Below are 18,498 nucleotides of genomic sequence, written 5' to 3' on the forward strand. Positions count from 1 at the left end.
TTTGAAGACACGTGTGTATGAATATGCCAAACAGCACAACATGAGCAGTAAGGAAATCCTCAATTTGCTAAAGCGATTGAACATAGAAGTAGCAAATCATATGAGTATCATGGAAGAAGGGACGATTAAGCGGATCGAGGATCACATGGCCAAATTGCGCGCCGGTTCCAAGCCGGAAGGACGCAATACGCCAAGTGATGCAAGACCAAAGCCAATGGACGAACAACGACGCCCCAACGAATCCAGAGGACAGCAGACCCCATCCCAGCAACAGCCGGGGCAAGGTCAGCAGTCACAAGCTGCCAAAAGCGATAGACAAAACGATCGCGGCGGTTTTGCTACCAGCAACAATCGTCCAGTCAACACCACAGCAAGTGGAAAACAGCCCGATCAGCAAAGTCCTCAACATGGAAAAAATCAGGGGAAGAATCAGGAGAGAAGACCAAACCATATGAGAAGTCAACCTGCGAAACCGAGTGACCGCAAACCGCAAAACCAACAACGACCACAAGGCCAAGGCCAACAAAGACCACAGAACCAACAGCAAAGACCGCAAAACCAACAGCGTCCTCCGCAACAGGCTGCTGCGACCAGCCAAACCGAGACGCGCACAGGTGATGAGTTTGAAGACAAAGTAAAACTCCCATCCAACGTCGGTATGGAAAAGCGCGAGAAAATCAAAAAAGCGCCGCAAACGCAAAAGACGTTTGAAGACAATAAAAAGAGCCAGCCTTTCCGTGGCGGCAATAACCGCAACAACCAAAACAACCGTCGTGGCGGCAATCACAACCAGCGCGGTGCCCAAAAAGCGCAGCGCCCTGTGATTGAACCACCAACAAAAATCACTTTTACCGATTCCTTGACAGTGAACGAGTTGGCTGTGAAACTGCGCAGAGAACCGGCGGAAATCATCAAAAAGTTGTTTAATTTGGGGATCATGGCAACGATCAACCAATATTTGGAACGCGAAGCGATTGAGTTGATCTGCGCTGACTACGGCGTAGAAGTGGAAGAAAAAATCATCATCGACGAGACAAACTTCGAAACGCTGGAAGAAGTAGATGCGCCAGAAACCCTTTTGGAGCGTCCTCCGGTTGTTACCATCATGGGTCACGTTGACCACGGAAAAACGACTTTGCTCGACGCCATCCGCTCTACCAACGTAGTAGCAGGCGAAGCAGGCGGTATCACCCAGCACATCGGTGCTTACCAGGTAGAGATCAAAGGCAAGAAGATCACGTTCCTCGATACGCCTGGTCACGCGGCGTTCACAACGATGCGTGCGCGCGGTGCGCAAATTACGGACATCACGATTCTCGTGGTTGCAGCCGATGACGGTGTTATGCCACAAACCATTGAAGCGATCAGCCATGCGAAAGCAGCGAACGTTCCGATCATCGTAGCTGTGAACAAGGTCGACAAACCGGAAGCCAACATCGACCGGATCAAGCAAGAACTGACCGAGTATGAACTGGTTGCAGAAGAATGGGGCGGCGAAACCATTTTCTCTCCTCTGTCTGCCAAACAGCGTACAGGTATCGAAGAATTGCTGGAGTACATTTTGCTCGTCGCAGAAGTTCAGGAGCTGAAAGCAAACCCTGACAAGCGCGCGCGTGGTACCGTAGTAGAAGCCGAGCTGGACAAAGGCCGCGGTCCTGTAGCGACCATCCTGGTACAGCAAGGAACACTGCGTGTCGGCGATCCGATCGTAGTCGGTTCTGCTTATGGCCGTGTTCGTGCGATGGTGAACGACAAAGGCCGTCGTCTGAAAGAAGCAGGCCCATCTACGCCAGTGGAAATCACAGGTTTGAACGATGTGCCGCAAGCTGGCGACCAGTTCCGCGTATTTGAAGACGAGAAAAAAGCTCGTGCGATCGGGGAAGCCCGCGCAGTCAAACAGCGCGAATCCGAGCGCCGCGAAAGCTCTCGCGTATCGCTGGACGATCTGTTCCAACACATTCAGGAAGGCGATATCAAAGAGCTGAACCTGATCGTAAAAGGCGACGTGCAAGGTTCTGTAGAAGCTCTGCGCGGCTCCCTGGAAAAGATCGACGTCAACGGTACCCGCGTGAAGATCATTCACACTGGTGTCGGAGCGATTACCGAGTCCGACGTAACCTTGGCGAACGCATCGAATGCCATCATCATCGGTTTCAACGTGCGTCCTGAGCCAAACGCTCGCAGCATGGCTGAACAAGAGAAGATCGACATTCGCCTGCACCGCGTTATCTACACCGTCATCGAAGAGATCGAGCAAGCCCTGAAAGGCATGCTGGACCCTGTTTACAAAGAAAACATCATCGGTCAGGCAGAAATCCGCGAAGTATTCAAAGTATCCAAAGTCGGAAACATCGCTGGTTGCTATGTAACCGAAGGCAAGCTGAGCCGTGATGCAGGTGCCCGTCTGATTCGCGAAGGCATCGTCATTTACGAAGGCAAGCTGGACACCTTGAAACGCTTCAAGGATGACGCTAAAGACGTAAACGCAGGTTACGAGTGCGGTCTGACCTTGGAACGCTTCCAAGACCTGAAAGTTGGCGACGTTGTCGAAGCTTTCGTCATGGTTGAAGTGAAGCAATAATGATAGCAGGGGTGCAGATCGAACTGTTTCTGCCCGCTTGCCAAAACTTGAAAGAAAAACGGGCCATCGTCAAAAGTCTGATTGCCAAGCTGCGAAGCCGTTTCAATGTCTCCGCAGCTGAGGTGGCTTATTACGAGCAGTGGCAGCGTACCGTGTTGGGTATCGCTGCCGTTGCTAATGAAATGTCATTTTTACAACAAGAAATGCAGGCTGTGGTGCGATTTGTGGAAAACCATCCCGATGCCGAGTTGATTCGGGTCGATACGGAATACTACGAATAGGACAGCCAGCGGAGGTGAGAGTAAATGAACAAAACACGGATTAGCCGCGTCGGTGAAGAAATCAAAAAAGAACTGAGCCTCGTTTTGCAGCGTGGATTGAAAGATCCTCGCGTCGGCTTTGTCACAGTAACGGATGTAGAAGTAAGCAGCGATCTTCAGCTTGCCAAAGTATTCGTCAGCATTTTTGGGTCTGAGGAAGAGCGCAAAGCCTCTCTGGCAGGACTGACAAAAGCAAAAGGCTACCTGCGTACCGAAATTGGCAAACGCGTGAAGCTGCGCCATATCCCTGATTTCGTCTTCAAGCTGGACGAGTCGATTGACTACGGTACCAAAATTGAGTCGATCCTGCGGGAAATCTCCACAGAAGGAGAGAAACAGGATGAATCGTAATCAAGCAACAGTAGAGGAAGCGGCCCGTTTTTTGCGGGAGCATAACCGCTTCCTGGTTCTTTCCCATATCAGTCCAGATGGCGATGCTACCGGCTCCGCACTGGGAGTCGTGCTCATGCTAGAGCAGCTGGGAAAAGAATACGTGGTGGTAAACGAAGGGGAAACGCCGCTCAAGTTCAACTTTTTGCCGCGTTTTGACCGCTTGCGGGACCTTCGCAAACAACCGCTTGCTGAAACATTTGAGGCCGTAATCGCCGTAGACTGTGCCGATGAGTCACGGATGGGCGATGTACGGTCTTTATTTGCTTCTGGAGCCGCTTTGTTGAATATTGATCATCATCCGACAAATGACGATTTCGGAACCGTCAATCTCGTTCGTCCGGAAGCGGCAGCTACGGCGGAGATTTTGTTCGATGTGGCAGAGCAGGCGGGGATTGCTTTTAACGAAGAACTCGCTCTGTGCATCTACACAGGGCTTTTGACGGACACAGGCGGTTTTCGCTATTCCAACACGACGCCGCGCGTCATGGAAATTGCCGCACGCTTGCTCAGCTATGGCGTGAAGCCGGGCGAGGTTGCGGAGCGCTGCCTGCCCATGTCAAAGCGGCGAGAAGCTGTCTCATTGCCGTATCTGTCGGCGATTTTTCGGAAGCAAATGCCCAACGCGAGGATGCGGGTGGTCTGGTGAACTACTGCCGCAATATCGAGGGCGTCGAGGTAGGCGTTTCTTTTGTCGAGGCAGAGCCGGGAGTCGTCAAGGTGAGTATGCGCGCCCGCGATCGCGTCGACGTGTCTGCCATCGCCAAGCAGCTTGGCGGCGGAGGGCATGCCAAAGCATCCGGCTGCACGGTCAAGGGAACGATTGCAGAAGCGAAGCAAAAGGTATGGGACGTATTGGAACCAGCATTAGGAGTGAAACACGATGAGTAGCAACCATGGCGTGCTGGTAATCGACAAGCCGGCGGGTATGACCTCCCACGACTGCGTGGCGCGTATCCGTCGGCTGTATGGTACAAAAAAAGTCGGGCATACGGGAACACTCGATCCGGATGTGACCGGAGTGCTCCCGATATGTGTCGGGAACGCTACCCGGCTGGTGGAGTATTTGCAAGAACTGCCCAAGCGCTATTCGGTGGTCATGCGCCTCGGCTCCGCGACTACGACGGAGGACGCTTCGGGAGAGCTGCTGGAACAGGCGCAAGTAGACGCTGCGTCCATTACGCAGGAGCGCATCGAAAGCTTGTTTGCCTCCTTTTTGGGTGAAATCGAACAAGTGCCGCCGATGTTTTCAGCCGTCAAAGTAAACGGAAAGCGTCTTTACGACTTGGCGCGAGAAGGCACTGTGATTGAGAGACAGGCGCGCAAAGTTACGCTTTACGAGTTGACGCTTCACGAGATCAAGACAGACCAAGACTATGTCGACATCTCTTTCTCCTGCACGTGCTCGAAAGGTACATACATGCGCACCTTATGTGTTGACCTCGGACGCTCTCTGGGGTATCCTGCCCATATGAAGCTGCTTCGGCGAATCAAGAGCGGTCCGTTCATGGAAGGGGAGGCGATTCCTCTTCAGGAACTGGAGGAGCGGGCTGCCAATGGGGAGGATCTCTCCCGTTATCTTGTCTCCATCCCACAGGCGATTTCATTTTTGCCGTCTTATCAGGTCAAGCCGGAGCGAACCCGCGCGGTACGCAACGGACTGGCGACTGCACTGCCGGGTGTAACGGCCGAGGTTGGCAGCTTGATCTGCCTGTTTGCAGGGGAAGAGCTGCTTGGCATTCATCGCGTGTGCCGTGGGGACAAAGGTCTTTTCGCCAAAGCAGAAAAAGTCTTTCCAGCCGAGGTGTAAACCGTGAAAACGATCTCCCTGACCTATCCACTACCGAATGAATTGCAAGCGAAGCCGTGCGCAATTGCACTTGGCTACTTCGATGGTGTACATATTGGACATCGCCGAGTCATTCAAAAGGCGATTGATACAGCAAAAGCGAACGGATGGGAAAGTACCGTTCTGACTTTTGACCCTCATCCGCGCGAGGTTCTTGGGCAGAGCGGCTATACGAGCTACCTGACTCCTCTGTCGGACAAACTGGAACAATTCGAGAAGATGGGGGTAGACACGACGTATGTCATGAAGTTCGATATCGGGTTTGCTGCGGTTTACCCGGAGGACTTCATTACCGAGTGCATGCTCCCGCTCGCTTGCCAGCATGTTGTGGTCGGATTTGATTACACTTTTGGATACAGAGGAATGGGAACGGCCCACACGCTGCAGGAGATGAGCAAAGGCCGCTATGGCCTCGACATCATCAGCCCGGTTAACCGCTTGGGCGAAAAAGTGAGCAGCACGATCATTCGCGAGTATCTCCACCACGGCAACGTAGAGCAAGTGCGTCACCTGCTTGGCCGTCCGTACAAGGTTCGCGGCAAAGTCGTGCACGGCGACAAGCGCGGGCGCACAATCGGCTTCCCTACAGCAAACGTTCGGGTCAACGCTCCGTATTTGATCGGCAAAAACGGCGTGTACGGAGTGCGGTTTACAGTCGATGCGAAAAGCTACTACGGGGTCATGAATGTGGGAATCAAGCCTACGTTTGAACTGGAGAAAAAAGAAAAATCGCTAGAAGTACACATTTTCGAGTTCTCTGGTGAGATTTACGACAAAGAGGTAGAAGTAGAGTTCCTCTTCTATATCCGCGAAGAGCAAAAATTCGCTGGTGTGGAAGCTCTGATTGCGCAAATTGGCCGGGATGTAGACGCGGCGAAGCAAAAGTTTGCGAGCGGAGTCTCGTAAAACGAATCTCTTTGCTTTTTCAAAAATGGTATGCTATAATTCAAAACGTTGTACAGATAACCGCAGCTTGGCTGTCCGATGCTCACCGACGGCAGACTCGGCTAACGGGATATAAAAAAAGGAGGTGAGTCATGATGGCATTGTCTCAAGAGCGTAAAACTCAACTGATTCAAGAGTTCCGTACTCATGACAACGACACCGGTTCTCCGGAAGTTCAAATCGCTATCTTGACCGAAAACATTAACAACCTGAACGGACACTTGCGTACGCACAAAAAAGATCACCACAGCCGTCGTGGTCTGTTGAAAATGGTAGGTCAACGCCGTAACCTGTTGACATACTTGCGTGAAGCAGATGTTCAACGCTATCGTTCGGTTGTAGACCGTCTGGGTCTGCGCCGCTAGTCAGCGTTTTGCAAAAAGCGGGTTCTTCCCGCTTTTTCTATCGTGTAGGGGAGCTTGGCACATCTGTTGTCAGGCTCTCTGAAACGATACAAATAAAGTGATTCAAGCGTGATGAAAATGGCTTCAAAAGAAGCTTTTTTTATTATCCAAAATGACTGCCAAAGCTCACCATTTAATTTTCATGGTGGCAGGAAATAATACATACAGGTAGAAAACAAAGTGTAGATATGCACATTGTCGTGAAGGAGGACTGCTAGCATCATGGAGCAACAATACCGTACATACGATTTTGAACTGGCAGGCCGCAAGCTGACCCTGGAATTTGGCAAAATGGCCAAACAGGCTCACGGATCGGTTCTGGTTCGGTACGGCGATACGGCAATCCTGTCTGCAGTTACAGTCTCGAAAGAGCCAAAAGCTCTTGATTTTTTCCCGTTGACTGTTAACTATGAGGAACGTCTCTATGCAGTCGGAAAAATTCCCGGCGGCTTTATTAAAAGAGAAGGTCGTCCAAGCGAAAAAGCGATTTTGGCAAGCCGCTTGATTGACCGCCCAATTCGTCCCCTTTTCGCAGAAGGATTCCGTAACGACGTACAAATTGTCAATACTGTTCTGTCGGTTGATCAGGACTGCTCACCGGAAATCGCCGCTATGATCGGTACGTCTGCCGCTCTTTGCGTTTCCGAAATTCCGTTTGAAGGTCCGATTGCCGGTGTCATCGTTGGGCGCATTGATGGCGAGTTCATCATCAACCCGACTGTGGAGCAGGCAGAAAAAAGCGATATTCACCTCGTAGTCGCAGGTACACACAAAGCGATCAACATGGTCGAGGCTGCCGCAAATCAAGTGCCGGAGTCTGTCATGCTCGAAGCAATCATGACAGGTCACGAGGTTATCAAGAAGCTGGTTGAGTTCCAAAACCAGATCGTGGCAGAAATCGGCAAAGAAAAAATGGAAGTCATCCTGCATGAAGTCGATCCGGAAATCGATCAGGCTGTGCGCGCATTTGCAGAAGCACGTCTGAAAGAAGCGGTTCGGATTGAAGAAAAGCAGGCTCGTTACGACGCGATTGACGCGATCAAGGACGAGACGAAAGAGCATTTCGCTGCCAAAGATCCGGAAAACTATCCGGAGCAGGAAAAGATGATTGGCGAAGTGTTGGGCAACATCGTCAAAGACGAAGTTCGCCGCCTCATTACCGAAGAAAAAGTTCGTCCGGATGGACGGGCTCTTGGCGAAATTCGCCCGCTTTCCAGCGAGACAAGCATCTTGTCCCGTACGCACGGTTCCGCGATGTTCACCCGTGGTCAAACACAAGCTTTGAGCGTGTGCACGCTTGGGGCGCTGGGTGATGTGCAAATCCTGGACGGACTCGGTCTGGAAGAGTCGAAGCGATTCATGCACCATTACAACTTCCCGCCATACAGCGTAGGTGAAGCTCGTCCACTGCGTCCTCCAGGCCGTCGTGAAATCGGGCACGGGGCGTTGGGTGAGCGCGCGATTGAGCCGATCATTCCATCTGAACACGAGTTCCCGTACACGATCCGACTGGTTTCCGAAGTCATCGAGTCCAACGGTTCGACGTCGCAAGCTTCCATTTGCGCGAGCGTATTGGCTCTGATGGATGCAGGGGTGCCGATCAAAGCGCCTGTAGCAGGTATCGCAATGGGCTTGATCATGAGCAAGGACGAACAGTCTTTCTCGATCTTGACAGACATCCAAGGCATGGAAGACCACTTGGGCGATATGGACTTCAAAGTGGCTGGCACCGAAGCGGGTGTAACCGCGATCCAGATGGATATCAAAATTTCCGGGATCAACCGCGAAATCTTGGAGCAAGCTTTGGAGCAAGCGCGTGAAGGTCGTTTGCACATCCTGAAGCATATGATGAGCACCATTTCCAAACCGCGTGAAGAGCTGTCTCCTTATGCGCCTAAGATATTGACCATGTCGATCAATCCGGAGAAAATCCGCGATGTCATCGGCCCACAAGGTCGCGTCATCAACAAGATTATCGAAGAAACCGGCGTGAAAATCGACATCGAGCAAGATGGACGAGTCTTCATCGCTTCGATTAATCACGAAGCGAATCTGCGTGCGAAACAAATCATCGAGGACCTGGTTCGCGAGGTTGCTGTCGGCCAGATTTATCTGGGAACCGTCAAGCGCGTAGAGAAGTACGGAGCGTTCATCGAACTGTTTGCAGGCAAAGAAGGCTTGTGCCACATCTCCCAATTGGCAGAAGAACGCGTAGCCAAGACGGAAGACGTAGTTGCTGTTGGCGACAAGGTGCAAGTGAAGGTGACAGAGATTGACGATCAAGGTCGCATCAATCTGTCCCGCAAAGCTGTACTCAAAGAGCAAGCTGCGGCTCAGGCCGAAAATGCTCCGACCCAAGCAGAATAATCAACAAACAAAAGGCTTCGTCACTCGAAGAAATTCGTGTACGGAAGCTTTTTTCTTTTGGCCAAAAATGTCTAAGTCACTCGGTATGCTCATACATTGGACAAAGAGAGACTTGTACGTACATAAGGAGGGCTGGCTCCACGATGGCGGAAAGAAAGAGCAGGCTTTGGGTTACGGTCTTTGTCGCAGTCGGAATGATCATGCTGCTGCAATACCAGCCAATTCACGAATATATCAGCTTTGTGAAAAAGGAACAGACCGTAACGGCGGAAAAAATTTTGGATGAAAAAGAACGGTTGCGCGCCCAGGTGGAGAAGTGGAAAGCCGAGCGGGATGAAGCGCCGATCGACGCGGTCATTGATCCGACATGGAAAGCCATTCCCGGCTACAACGGGCGAATCGTCGATGTGGACGCTTCCGTCGAGAAAATGTTGGCAACGGGAGTAGCAGGACCGGAAATGTTGGTATATAAAGAAGTACCTCCCGCGATTTCACTTGACCAGCTTGGAGCACAGCCGATCTATCGCGGAAATCCGAAAAAGCCGACGATCTCCTTCATGATAAATGTGGCCTGGGGCAACGAATATTTGGACTCCATGCTGGATACGTTGGATAAGCATCAAGTGAAGACGACGTTTTTTCTGGATGGCTCGTGGGTCAAACGCTATCCGGAAGAGGCGAAAAAAATTGCAGCGCGCGGACACGAGATTGGCAACCATGCCTACTCGCACCCTGACATGAGCACCCTGGGCACGCAGCGCATCCATCAAGAGATCAGTCGGACACAGGAGATCATCACCAAGACGCTGGGGATCAAGCCCATTTTGTTCGCCCCTCCTTCCGGTGCATTCAACAAGCAGGTGGTTCAAATTGCCCACTCCTCGTACCAGATGAAGACGATTATGTGGACGGCGGATACGGTAGACTGGAAAAAGCCTTCTCCCAGCCTCGTGATTAAAAAGATCAGCGGTTTGATGAGCAACGGAACATTGGTGCTGATGCACCCGACAGCCGCGTCACAGGCGAGTCTCGACCAGTTGCTGACAATCGCCAAGAAAAAGGGGCTTCAGCCCGTCACCGTCTCGGAAGTTTTGTCCAGCCGCCGACTCCCGTGATGGGAAAACAAGCTCATTTATTGTGGAGACAAAAGAAGTTTGCTATAGTTAGACGTGTTTACAGCCATTTCCCGGAAGTTGCGGATAGAGAGATGATCAACCGAGGAGGATTTGCGTGATACAACGTCATACATGTGAAAACGGTCTTCGAATTGTGACGGAAAAAATTCCGTCCGTTCGCTCTGTTGCTTTGGGCATCTGGGTGGGGACCGGTTCGAAATATGAACAGGAGAAAAACAACGGGATTTCCCATTTTCTTGAGCATATGTTTTTTAAAGGTACAAGTACCCGGTCTGCGAAAGAAATCGCGGAGACTTTTGATGAGATCGGCGGAAACGTAAACGCATTCACATCGAAAGAGTACACCTGCTATTATGCGCGAGTGCTCGACCAGCACGCACCGATCGCGTTAGACGTGCTTTCCGATATGTATTTCCACTCTGTCTTCGACGCAGAGGAACTGGAAAAAGAAAAAAATGTCGTCATTGAAGAAATCAGCATGTACGAGGATACGCCTGACGATCTCGTCCACGATTTGATTGCTAGAGCCACTTACAGCAACCACCCGCTCGGCTACTCGATTTTGGGTACGGAAGACGTTCTGCGCAGTCTGAAACGCGACGATTTGCTGAGCTACATCGACGCCCACTACCTTCCATCCAATACAGTGGTGACGGTAGCAGGGAACTTTGATGACAACCTCATTGAAGAGATCAAGAAGCGCTTCAGCGGCTTTTCGCGCCAAGGCAAGCTGGCGCCTCTGTCAGAACCCGAGTTTGCTGCGAATGTGATCGCCCACAACAAAGCGACTGAGCAGGCGCACTTGTGCCTGTCCCTGCCAGGGTTTAAAGTCGGTCACCCGGATGTGTACTCGCTCATTTTGCTGAACAACGTATTGGGAGGCAGCATGAGCTCGCGTCTCTTCCAGGAAATTCGCGAAGAGCGGGGATTGGCATACTCGGTCTATTCGTACCATTCTTCCTACAAGGAAGCGGGAACTTTCACTGTGTATACGGGCACAGCGCCTGAGCACGTGGGTCAAGTGTTCGATATCGTGACAAACGTCCTGCGCGATGTGGCTGACCGCGGCATCTCCGACAAAGAGCTGAACAAAGGAAAAGAGCAGCTGAAAGGCAGCCTGATGCTCAGCCTGGAAAGCACCAACAGCCGGATGAGCCGCCTTGGCAAAAACGAGCTGCTCCTGGAACGCCACCTCAATCTGGACGAGATCATCGCCAAAATCGACCGCGTCTCGCACGAATCTGTCCTGGCTGTCGCGCAGGAGCTGTTCCGCTCGAAGCTGGCGATGGCGATGGTAAGCCCGCTTGAGGGATACCCTGCCAACGTGAAAAACGACATTTTGCTATAGCTTTTCCCTTTGCGAAAAATCCGGCATAGCCCGGATTTTTTTGCGTATATCAACAGTAACGCAAACAAGGACAAAGGGGGGCTTGGCCAATGCGGCTTAGCGAACTGGGCGGCAAAGAAATCATCGGCTTGGACAACGGGGAAAAAATGGGGGTGATCAGCGACTCCGACCTCGTCATCCAGCCGGAAAACGGCGCGATTCAGTCGATCATTTTGCCAGGCAGCAGCTTTTTTGGCTTCGGCAAAAAACGCGAAGACCTGGTGATCCCGTGGAGCTCCATCGTGAAAATCGGTCCGGACATGGTCATCGTCTCGCTCGGACAAGAAGAGACACAGGCTTCGCAAAAGTAGGCTCTGCTGTCACCGAAGTAGCGCAAGCCGAATAGGATGGGGGTAGAGCGCACGGACTTCCGACAACTTTTTCAAAAGGAAAACCTTTGCGTTCCGATCATTTAATGCAGTAAAATGTGTGGAAAGGGGAACGCAGCATGCTAACGGGCATACATGTTGCCTTCATTGGCGGAGACGCTCGCCAGCTGGAAGTCATCAAGCGATGCATTCAGCTGGACGCCAGTGTCACGTTAGTTGGCTTCGACAACCTGGAAAGCAATTTTACAGGGGCAACGAAGAGACCATTAACATGCGATGTGTTGAAAGACGTGGACGCCCTCATCCTGCCCATCGTAGGAACCGATGACCAAGGCTTTGTGGAAAGCATTTTTTGCTCCAAACAAATGCAGCTTCTGGATCAACACGTGGAGAGCTTGCCTAAGCATTGTGTGGTATATACGGGAATGGCTAAACCTTACCTGAAAAAACTGTTGGCATCCAAGCAAGTTCCGCTTGTGGAACTGCTGGATCGAGATGACGTAGCCATATACAACTCCATCCCTACTGTGGAGGGAGCGCTGATGATGGCGATTCAAAATACGGATATCACGATTCATGGATCTTCGTCAATTGTTTTGGGATTGGGACGAACAGGTTTGTCTATGGCCCGGGCCCTGCATGCACTGGGAGCCCGTGTAAGAGTGGGGGCTAGGCGTCAGGAACACTTGGCACGCATCTATGAGATGGGATTGACTCCCTTCCCGATCAGTGAGCTAAAGCAACAAGTCACGAATGCTGATTTCATTTTTAATACCATCCCGCAGCTACTACTCACGGCAGAGGTAATCGCTCAAATGCCGCAGTCGGCGTTTATTCTCGATCTTGCCTCCAAACCGGGAGGGACAGATTTTCGATACGCCGAAAGAAGAGGCATTAAAGCGCTTCTCGCTCCCGGATTGCCTGGAATCGTTGCACCGAAAACCGCAGGGCAGATTTTGGCCCAGACTTTGTCTCGTCTCATTGCGGAGCAGAGGAAAACCAGGGGGGAGTCATCATCATGAGCAGTCTGCAGGGGAAGACCATTGGTTTCGGATTGTCTGGATCGCATTGCACGTTTGAAGAGACGATGCCGCAGATCAAGCGATTTGTGGATGCTGGAGCAAGAGTCATCCCGATTGTTTCGAATACAATCATGACGACGGATACGCGTTTTGGCACCTCGCAAAGCTGGCAGCAGCAAATCAAGGATTTGACAGGGGAGGAACTGATTTCAACGATTCCCCAGGCAGAACCTTTGGGCCCTTCAAAATTGTTGGACGTTATGTTGATTGCACCATGCACAGGCAGCTCGACCAGCCGCCTGGCAAACGCGATTACCGACAGCGCCGTCCTCATGGCGGCCAAAGCGACCATGCGCAATTTGCGACCGCTTGTCATCGCAATCTCCACGAACGATGGTTTGGGATTAAATGCTGCCAATATTGCCAAGCTGTTGGCGGCGAAGAATATCTATTTCGTGCCATTCGGGCAGGATGCTCCGGATAAAAAGCCAAACTCGCTCGTAGCCCGCATGGATCTGTTACTGGAAACATGCGAGGCAGCATTGGAAGGTAGGCAATTGCAACCCTTGCTCATCGAAAGGTTCAACTACTAAACAAAACGACAGAAAAAACAATTTACCTGCTTTTTTGCGATTAGGAGGAGAGTAAGAGATGGCTAACCAACTGACTTACAATGTAGCAGTAGTCGGTGCGACTGGCGCAGTCGGACAACAAATGATTCGCTTGCTGGAAGAGCGCAACTTCCCCATTAAACAGCTCAAGCTGCTTGCTTCTGGACGTTCTGCCGGCAAGACGGTCACGTTCAAGGGACAAGAAGTTGTCCTGGAAGAAGCAACTCCTGATAGCTTTGCGGGAATCGATTTTGCCTTGTTTAGCGCGGGTGGCTCCGTGAGCAAGGAACTGGCTCATCATGCAGTGCGCCACGGTGCTGTCGTCATTGACAATACCAGCGCGTTCCGGATGGACCCGGATGTTCCTCTGGTGGTGCCTGAAGTAAACATGGATGCCGCTCTCGCCCATAATGGAATCATTGCGAATCCGAACTGCTCCACCATTCAGATGGTAGCCGCTCTGAAACCCTTGTATGATCGTTTTGGAATAGACCGCATTATCGTTTCTACTTACCAGGCAGTTTCTGGCGCAGGCCAATCGGCAATCAATGAGTTGCACGAACAGAGCCGCGACGTGCTTGACGGCAAAGAGGCACAATGTCAGGTTCTGCCTGTTGGCAAGCTGCCTGTTCACCATCAAATTGCCTTTAACGCGATTCCGCAAATTGATGTGTTTACCGACAACGGTTTTACTTACGAAGAGATGAAAATGGTGAATGAAACCAAAAAAATCTTCGGTGATGACACGGTGCTGGTTTCTGCCACATGCGTACGCATTCCGGTCGTTTACGGACACAGTGAGTCGGTATACGTCGAATTGAAACAGGATTACGACCTGAACGAAGTAAAAGCACTCTTGGAAAACGCCCCTGGCGTAGTGGTGGTAGACGCGCCGCAAGAACAGCAGTATCCTCTGGCTACGGATGCTACTGGCAAGCTGGATATTTTTGTCGGCCGCTTGCGTCGTGATCTCCATCACCCTCGAGGACTGCATATGTGGATCGTATCTGACAACCTTCTCAAAGGTGCAGCATGGAATACAGTACAAATCGCTGAAGAACTCATCAAAGCAAGAGCATAGGGGAGAGGTTTGTGAAGATTCTCGTCCAGAAGTTCGGTGGTTCTTCCTTGACGACGGAAGATTGCCGGATGCGGGCAATCTACCATATAGAAAAGGCGATCGACGAAGGCTATGCCCTCGTCGTTGTCGTATCGGCCATGGGGCGCAAGGGTGACCCATATGCAACCGATACTCTTTTGCAGTTGGTTCGCTCCAATGGGAACCAACTGCCTCGTCGTGAAATGGATATGCTGATGCATACGGGGGAAATCATCTCCGCTACAGTCATGTGCAGCATGTTGAACGCGCGTGGAATCAAAGCGACGATTTTGACAGGCGGTCAGGCCAACATCGTGACCAGCGACGATTTTACCAACGCGCAAATTACGACCATTGACCCGAGCCGCATTTTGCAAGACTTGCAAGCGGGTCAAGTGGTGATCGTTCCCGGGTTTCAGGGAAGGACGGTCGATTGGGAAATTACGACGCTCGGCCGCGGCGGCAGCGACACGACAGCAACAGCGCTCGGCGTTGCCCTGCAAGCGGAAATGGTGGACATTTTTACCGATGTGGAAGGCATCATGACAGCGGACCCGCGGATCGTCGAAGAAGCGCAGCCGCTGGAAATGGTGACTTACACGGAAATTTGCAACATGGCTCACCTCGGAGCAAAAGTCATCCATCCACGAGCGGTAGAAATCGCGATGCAGGCCAACGTGCCGATTCGTGTCCGCTCTACGTTTTCGGACGACCCTGGTACACTTGTGACGACCATGCTGGAGATCGGCAAAAAAGGCTACTCGGTTCAGGACAGAGTCGTCATGGGGATCGCCCACGTGCCGAATATTACGCAGATCAAGGTAGCCAACAAGGAAGGGTACTACGATACACAGCTGCAAGTTTTCAAAACCATGGCAACCAATAATATCAGTGTCGATTTCATCAACGTGAATCCGTTAGGGGTTGCTTACACGGTTCACGATGAGATGGGAGCCAAAGCAGCCGAGCTGCTGACGGACATGGGATATGAGCCGCAGCTCTTGCCGCATTGCGCGAAAGTGTCGGTAATCGGGGCAGGAATGACGGGAGTGCCGGGCGTCATGGCACAAATCGTAGAGGCATTGACGCAGGAAGACATCCAGATTCTTCAGTCAGCTGACTCCCATACGACCATCTGGGTTTTGGTGCATGAGATGGATATGGTGCGGGCCGTACGCGCCTTGCATCAGCAGTTCAATCTCCATGCCCACCATATGTGAGCGATCTTATCTTCATTTTTGATGCCTACTGATCACAACAAGAGGAGTTGGAAAGCTAGTGGCACGTTTTGGTCGGCTTGTTACCGCGATGGTAACGCCTTTTAATGAACAATTACAGATCGATTTCGATAAAACGGAACGCCTGATCGATCACCTGATCGCAAATGGAACGACAGGGATCGTGCTGAGCGGCACAACTGGCGAATCGCCGACGCTCTCCCGTGCGGAGAAGCTGGAGCTGTTTCGCCACGCAGTCGCTTATGCAAAAGGGAAGTGCCATATTATCGCTGGAACAGGCAGCAATGACACCGCAGCGAGCATCGAGTTCACCGAGGCTGTTCAATCGATTGGCGTAGATGCCGTGATGGTCGTTGCTCCTTACTACAGCAAGCCGTCTCAGGAGGGCCTGTACGCTCATTTCAAAGCGCTGGCAGAGTCCACAGAGCTTCCGGTCATGCTGTACAACGTGCCGGGCCGTTCTGTCGTGAATATGACTGCGGAGACGACCTTGCGCTTGGCCCAGCTGCCCAATGTGGTCTGCATCAAAGAAGCATCCGGCAATTTGAGCCAAATGGCGCAAATTATCGAGCATGCTCCGGAAGGCTTTGAGCTGTACAGCGGTGATGACGGACTGACTTTGCCGATTTTGTCCATTGGCGGAGTGGGGATTGTCAGTGTAGCCAGTCACGTTGTCGGCCGGCAAATGACGGAGATGATGGACGCTTTTTTCCAGGGCAACCATGCGGAAGCGGCGAGCATTCATCGCAAGCTCGTGCCTGTGTTCGACGGACTGTTCGCTTATCCAAGTCCTGGGCCGACAAAAGTCGCTCTGGAAAAGCTCGGGGTAGCCACTGGTGGAGTTCGTCTGCCATTGGTCGAGCTGAACGAACAGGAAAAAGCGTTTGTCCACTCCTTGTTCGCCTAAGAAGCCCAATAACAAGAAGACCAAGAGCCATTCCATAAACGGGATGGCTCTTTTTCCTTGTGTTCAGGTTTTCACTTCGGGTATAATGAAAACAAGTGATTTGGGGCGGTTTTTTTGAGTGGACATGACAACTAAATATAGGAGGTTACACGTTTGGCAAAGTCGAATCACTCTGTTCTCATTTTCGCCCTGGGCGGAGTCGGCGAAATTGGGAAGAATATGTACGTGGTACAAAGCGGGGACGACATCGTAGTGATTGATGCCGGATTGAAATTCCCGGAAGAGGAAATGCTGGGAATTGACATGGTGATTCCGGATATCACCTACTTGGAAGAGAACCGTGATAAAGTTCGGGGTATTATTATTACGCATGGACACGAAGACCACATCGGCGGCCTCAGCTACGTGCTGAAGCATTTGAAAGTCCCGGTTTATGCGACAAAACTTACCCTCGGTCTGATTGATGCAAAATTGAAAGAAGCGGGTATTCTAAACGAAACGAAACGAGTATTGATCAACAGTGATTCAGAGGTTGTCCTCGGGAAAATGAAAGCGACCTTTTTCCGGGTGAATCACAGTATCCCGGATTGCGTGGGAGTATGCCTGGACACACCGGAAGGCTACGTCGTCCACACCGGGGACTTCAAGTTCGATCAAACACCAATCAATAACCAGGCAGCCGACTTGGCCAAAATGGCGATGATTGGCGATCGTGGAGTGCTGTGCCTGTTGTCGGACAGTACCAATGCAGAACGTCCAGGATTTACCGGATCGGAGCGCTCTGTTGGCATCGCGATCAAGGATGTTTTCAGCAAGGCGACGGGACGCATCGTCGTTTCTACCTTCGCATCCAACGTTCACCGCATTCAGCAGGTCGTGGATGCAGCGGTGCAGTTCAACCGCAAGCTGACGGTTGTTGGCCGAAGCATGCAAAATGTCATGAATATCAGCAGAGAGCTGGGTTATTTGTTCGTTCCGGACGGCTTGATTGTCGAGAGCGACGAAATCAACAAGCTGCCTGCTGAGCAAGTCGTTATTTTATCTACTGGAAGCCAAGGAGAGCCAATGTCTGCGCTCACACGCATGGCCCGATCCGCCCATCGGAAAATTGACATCCTTCCAGGAGATACGGTCATCATCGCAGCGACCCCGATTCCGGGGAATGAAAAGTATGTTGCACGCACGATTGACCAGCTTTCGAGAATTGGCGCTGACGTCATTTATGGCGGCCATGGACCAAACGGAACCGTCCACGTCTCCGGTCATGGCAGCCAGGAAGAGTTGCGCCTGATGTTGAATTTAATGAAGCCTAAGTACTTTATTCCTGTTCACGGCGAATACCGGATGCTCAAAACGCACTCGCTCCTCGCTGAACAGGTTGGCATCCCGGAGGAGAACATCTTTTTGCTGGATAACGGCGACACGGTGGAAATCTCCGGTGGACGGGCGCGTTACGGCCCGAAAGTCCACGCGGGCAATGTCCTGATCGACGGCCTCGGTGTCGGCGATGTAGGAAACATCGTACTTAGAGATCGCAAATTACTGTCACAAGATGGCATACTGGTAGTTGTCGTTACACTCAGCAAACAAAATGGCACGATTCTTTCTGGTCCAGACATCATCTCTCGCGGTTTCGTCTATGTGCGTGAATCCGAGGAATTGCTGGATGAAGCGAATCGCATAGTGACCCAAACACTTGTCAAGTGCATGGAAGAAAACGTAAATGAATGGTCATCCCTCAAAAACAATGTAAAAGAATCGTTGGGACGTTACCTGTACGAACAAACTCGTCGCCGTCCGATGATCTTGCCGATTATCATGGAAGTGTAAGCAAGCAAAGAGTCAGGAATCCTCTGTAACCACAGGGGTTCCTGGCTTTTTTTGGCTTGCCCGGGCGCATGATTTTCCCACCT

17 protein-coding genes and 1 pseudogene are annotated in these 18,498 nt (G+C 51.6%); all 18 read left to right on the forward strand.

Going from position 1 to position 18,498, the window contains the following annotated elements:
• Position 1: 1 nt before the first annotated feature.
• The 18 genes and pseudogenes from infB (at position 2) to IRJ17_RS16390 (ending at position 18,415) form a co-directional block, all read left to right on the forward strand.
• Positions 2-2,581 carry a translation initiation factor IF-2 gene (infB, locus tag IRJ17_RS16310; protein WP_173598871.1) on the forward strand — a complete coding sequence of 860 codons (2,580 nt, stop codon included), beginning with the start codon at positions 2-4 and terminating at the stop codon, positions 2,579-2,581.
• Positions 2,581-2,862 (forward strand): DUF503 domain-containing protein, encoded by a 282-nt coding sequence (locus IRJ17_RS16315; protein ID WP_173596495.1) that lies wholly within the window; start codon positions 2,581-2,583, stop codon positions 2,860-2,862. Before infB ends, IRJ17_RS16315 begins: the two co-directional genes overlap by 1 nt.
• Positions 2,863-2,886: 24 nt before the next feature.
• Entirely contained in the window at positions 2,887-3,252 is a 366-nt protein-coding gene (gene rbfA, locus IRJ17_RS16320; RefSeq protein ID WP_063227592.1) for a 30S ribosome-binding factor RbfA, read from the forward strand.
• A pseudogene (locus IRJ17_RS28300) lies at positions 3,242-3,667 on the forward strand (DHH family phosphoesterase); the annotation flags it as partial. The gene rbfA and the pseudogene IRJ17_RS28300, both read left to right, overlap by 11 nt.
• A 269-nt stretch (positions 3,668-3,936) precedes the next feature.
• On the forward strand, positions 3,937-4,182 hold the full coding sequence (locus IRJ17_RS28305; protein ID WP_423751917.1) for a DHH family phosphoesterase: 246 nt from the start codon (positions 3,937-3,939) through the stop codon (positions 4,180-4,182).
• Positions 4,175-5,101, forward strand: a complete 927-nt coding sequence (truB, locus tag IRJ17_RS16330; RefSeq protein WP_122965231.1) for a tRNA pseudouridine(55) synthase TruB — start codon at positions 4,175-4,177, stop codon at positions 5,099-5,101. The genes IRJ17_RS28305 and truB overlap by 8 nt, the downstream gene beginning before the upstream one ends.
• A gap of 3 nt (positions 5,102-5,104) precedes the next feature.
• Positions 5,105-6,046, forward strand: coding sequence for a bifunctional riboflavin kinase/FAD synthetase (locus tag IRJ17_RS16335; RefSeq protein WP_063227589.1), 942 nt, complete (start codon positions 5,105-5,107; stop codon positions 6,044-6,046).
• 134 nt (positions 6,047-6,180) lie between these two features.
• A complete protein-coding gene (gene rpsO, locus IRJ17_RS16340; RefSeq protein WP_063227708.1) occupies positions 6,181-6,450 on the forward strand; it encodes a 30S ribosomal protein S15 in 270 nt (89 codons plus the stop codon).
• A 261-nt stretch (positions 6,451-6,711) separates the two neighbouring features.
• A complete protein-coding gene (gene pnp, locus IRJ17_RS16345) occupies positions 6,712-8,856 on the forward strand; it encodes a polyribonucleotide nucleotidyltransferase (RefSeq protein WP_122965232.1) in 2,145 nt (714 codons plus the stop codon).
• Positions 8,857-8,999: 143 nt separating this feature from the next.
• The gene (locus tag IRJ17_RS16350) at positions 9,000-9,971 is read left to right on the forward strand and encodes a polysaccharide deacetylase family protein (RefSeq protein ID WP_242771111.1); all 972 of its coding nucleotides are present in this window, start codon (positions 9,000-9,002) and stop codon (positions 9,969-9,971) included.
• Positions 9,972-10,086: 115 nt separating this feature from the next.
• On the forward strand, positions 10,087-11,340 hold the full coding sequence (locus tag IRJ17_RS16355) for a M16 family metallopeptidase (protein WP_242771113.1): 1,254 nt from the start codon (positions 10,087-10,089) through the stop codon (positions 11,338-11,340).
• Between the two features lie 89 nt (positions 11,341-11,429).
• The gene (locus IRJ17_RS16360; RefSeq protein ID WP_122965235.1) at positions 11,430-11,690 is read left to right on the forward strand and encodes a YlmC/YmxH family sporulation protein; all 261 of its coding nucleotides are present in this window, start codon (positions 11,430-11,432) and stop codon (positions 11,688-11,690) included.
• A 137-nt stretch (positions 11,691-11,827) separates the two neighbouring features.
• Positions 11,828-12,730 carry a dipicolinate synthase subunit DpsA gene (dpsA, locus tag IRJ17_RS16365; protein WP_122965236.1) on the forward strand — a complete coding sequence of 301 codons (903 nt, stop codon included), beginning with the start codon at positions 11,828-11,830 and terminating at the stop codon, positions 12,728-12,730.
• Complete coding sequence (locus tag IRJ17_RS16370; protein WP_063227583.1) at positions 12,727-13,323, forward strand: dipicolinate synthase subunit B; 597 nt, start codon at positions 12,727-12,729, stop codon at positions 13,321-13,323. The genes dpsA and IRJ17_RS16370 overlap by 4 nt, the downstream gene beginning before the upstream one ends.
• A gap of 58 nt (positions 13,324-13,381) precedes the next feature.
• Positions 13,382-14,422 carry an aspartate-semialdehyde dehydrogenase gene (locus IRJ17_RS16375; RefSeq protein WP_063227582.1) on the forward strand — a complete coding sequence of 347 codons (1,041 nt, stop codon included), beginning with the start codon at positions 13,382-13,384 and terminating at the stop codon, positions 14,420-14,422.
• Positions 14,423-14,433: 11 nt separating this feature from the next.
• Positions 14,434-15,660 carry an aspartate kinase gene (gene dapG, locus IRJ17_RS16380; RefSeq protein WP_122965237.1) on the forward strand — a complete coding sequence of 409 codons (1,227 nt, stop codon included), beginning with the start codon at positions 14,434-14,436 and terminating at the stop codon, positions 15,658-15,660.
• 58 nt (positions 15,661-15,718) lie between these two features.
• A complete protein-coding gene (dapA, locus tag IRJ17_RS16385; RefSeq protein WP_122965238.1) occupies positions 15,719-16,585 on the forward strand; it encodes a 4-hydroxy-tetrahydrodipicolinate synthase in 867 nt (288 codons plus the stop codon).
• Positions 16,586-16,738: 153 nt separating this feature from the next.
• Entirely contained in the window at positions 16,739-18,415 is a 1,677-nt protein-coding gene (locus tag IRJ17_RS16390) for a ribonuclease J (RefSeq protein ID WP_122965239.1), read from the forward strand.
• The last annotated feature ends 83 nt before the right edge of the window (positions 18,416-18,498 follow it).

The sequence above is a fragment of the Brevibacillus parabrevis genome (genome assembly GCF_022701015.1).
GTDB classification, from domain to species: Bacteria; Bacillota; Bacilli; order Brevibacillales; family Brevibacillaceae; genus Brevibacillus; species Brevibacillus parabrevis.

Coding starts and splice junctions, on each gene's coding strand:
- IRJ17_RS16315 (WP_173596495.1), top strand. CDS start 2,581: ATGATAGCAGGGGTGCAGATCGAACTGTTTCTGCCCGCTTGCCAAAAC.
- rbfA (WP_063227592.1), top strand. CDS start 2,887: ATGAACAAAACACGGATTAGCCGCGTCGGTGAAGAAATCAAAAAAGAA.
- truB (WP_122965231.1), top strand. CDS start 4,175: ATGAGTAGCAACCATGGCGTGCTGGTAATCGACAAGCCGGCGGGTATG.
- rpsO (WP_063227708.1), top strand. CDS start 6,181: ATGGCATTGTCTCAAGAGCGTAAAACTCAACTGATTCAAGAGTTCCGT.
- pnp (WP_122965232.1), top strand. CDS start 6,712: ATGGAGCAACAATACCGTACATACGATTTTGAACTGGCAGGCCGCAAG.
- IRJ17_RS16350 (WP_242771111.1), top strand. CDS start 9,000: ATGGCGGAAAGAAAGAGCAGGCTTTGGGTTACGGTCTTTGTCGCAGTC.
- IRJ17_RS16360 (WP_122965235.1), top strand. CDS start 11,430: ATGCGGCTTAGCGAACTGGGCGGCAAAGAAATCATCGGCTTGGACAAC.
- dpsA (WP_122965236.1), top strand. CDS start 11,828: ATGCTAACGGGCATACATGTTGCCTTCATTGGCGGAGACGCTCGCCAG.
- IRJ17_RS16370 (WP_063227583.1), top strand. CDS start 12,727: ATGAGCAGTCTGCAGGGGAAGACCATTGGTTTCGGATTGTCTGGATCG.
- IRJ17_RS16375 (WP_063227582.1), top strand. CDS start 13,382: ATGGCTAACCAACTGACTTACAATGTAGCAGTAGTCGGTGCGACTGGC.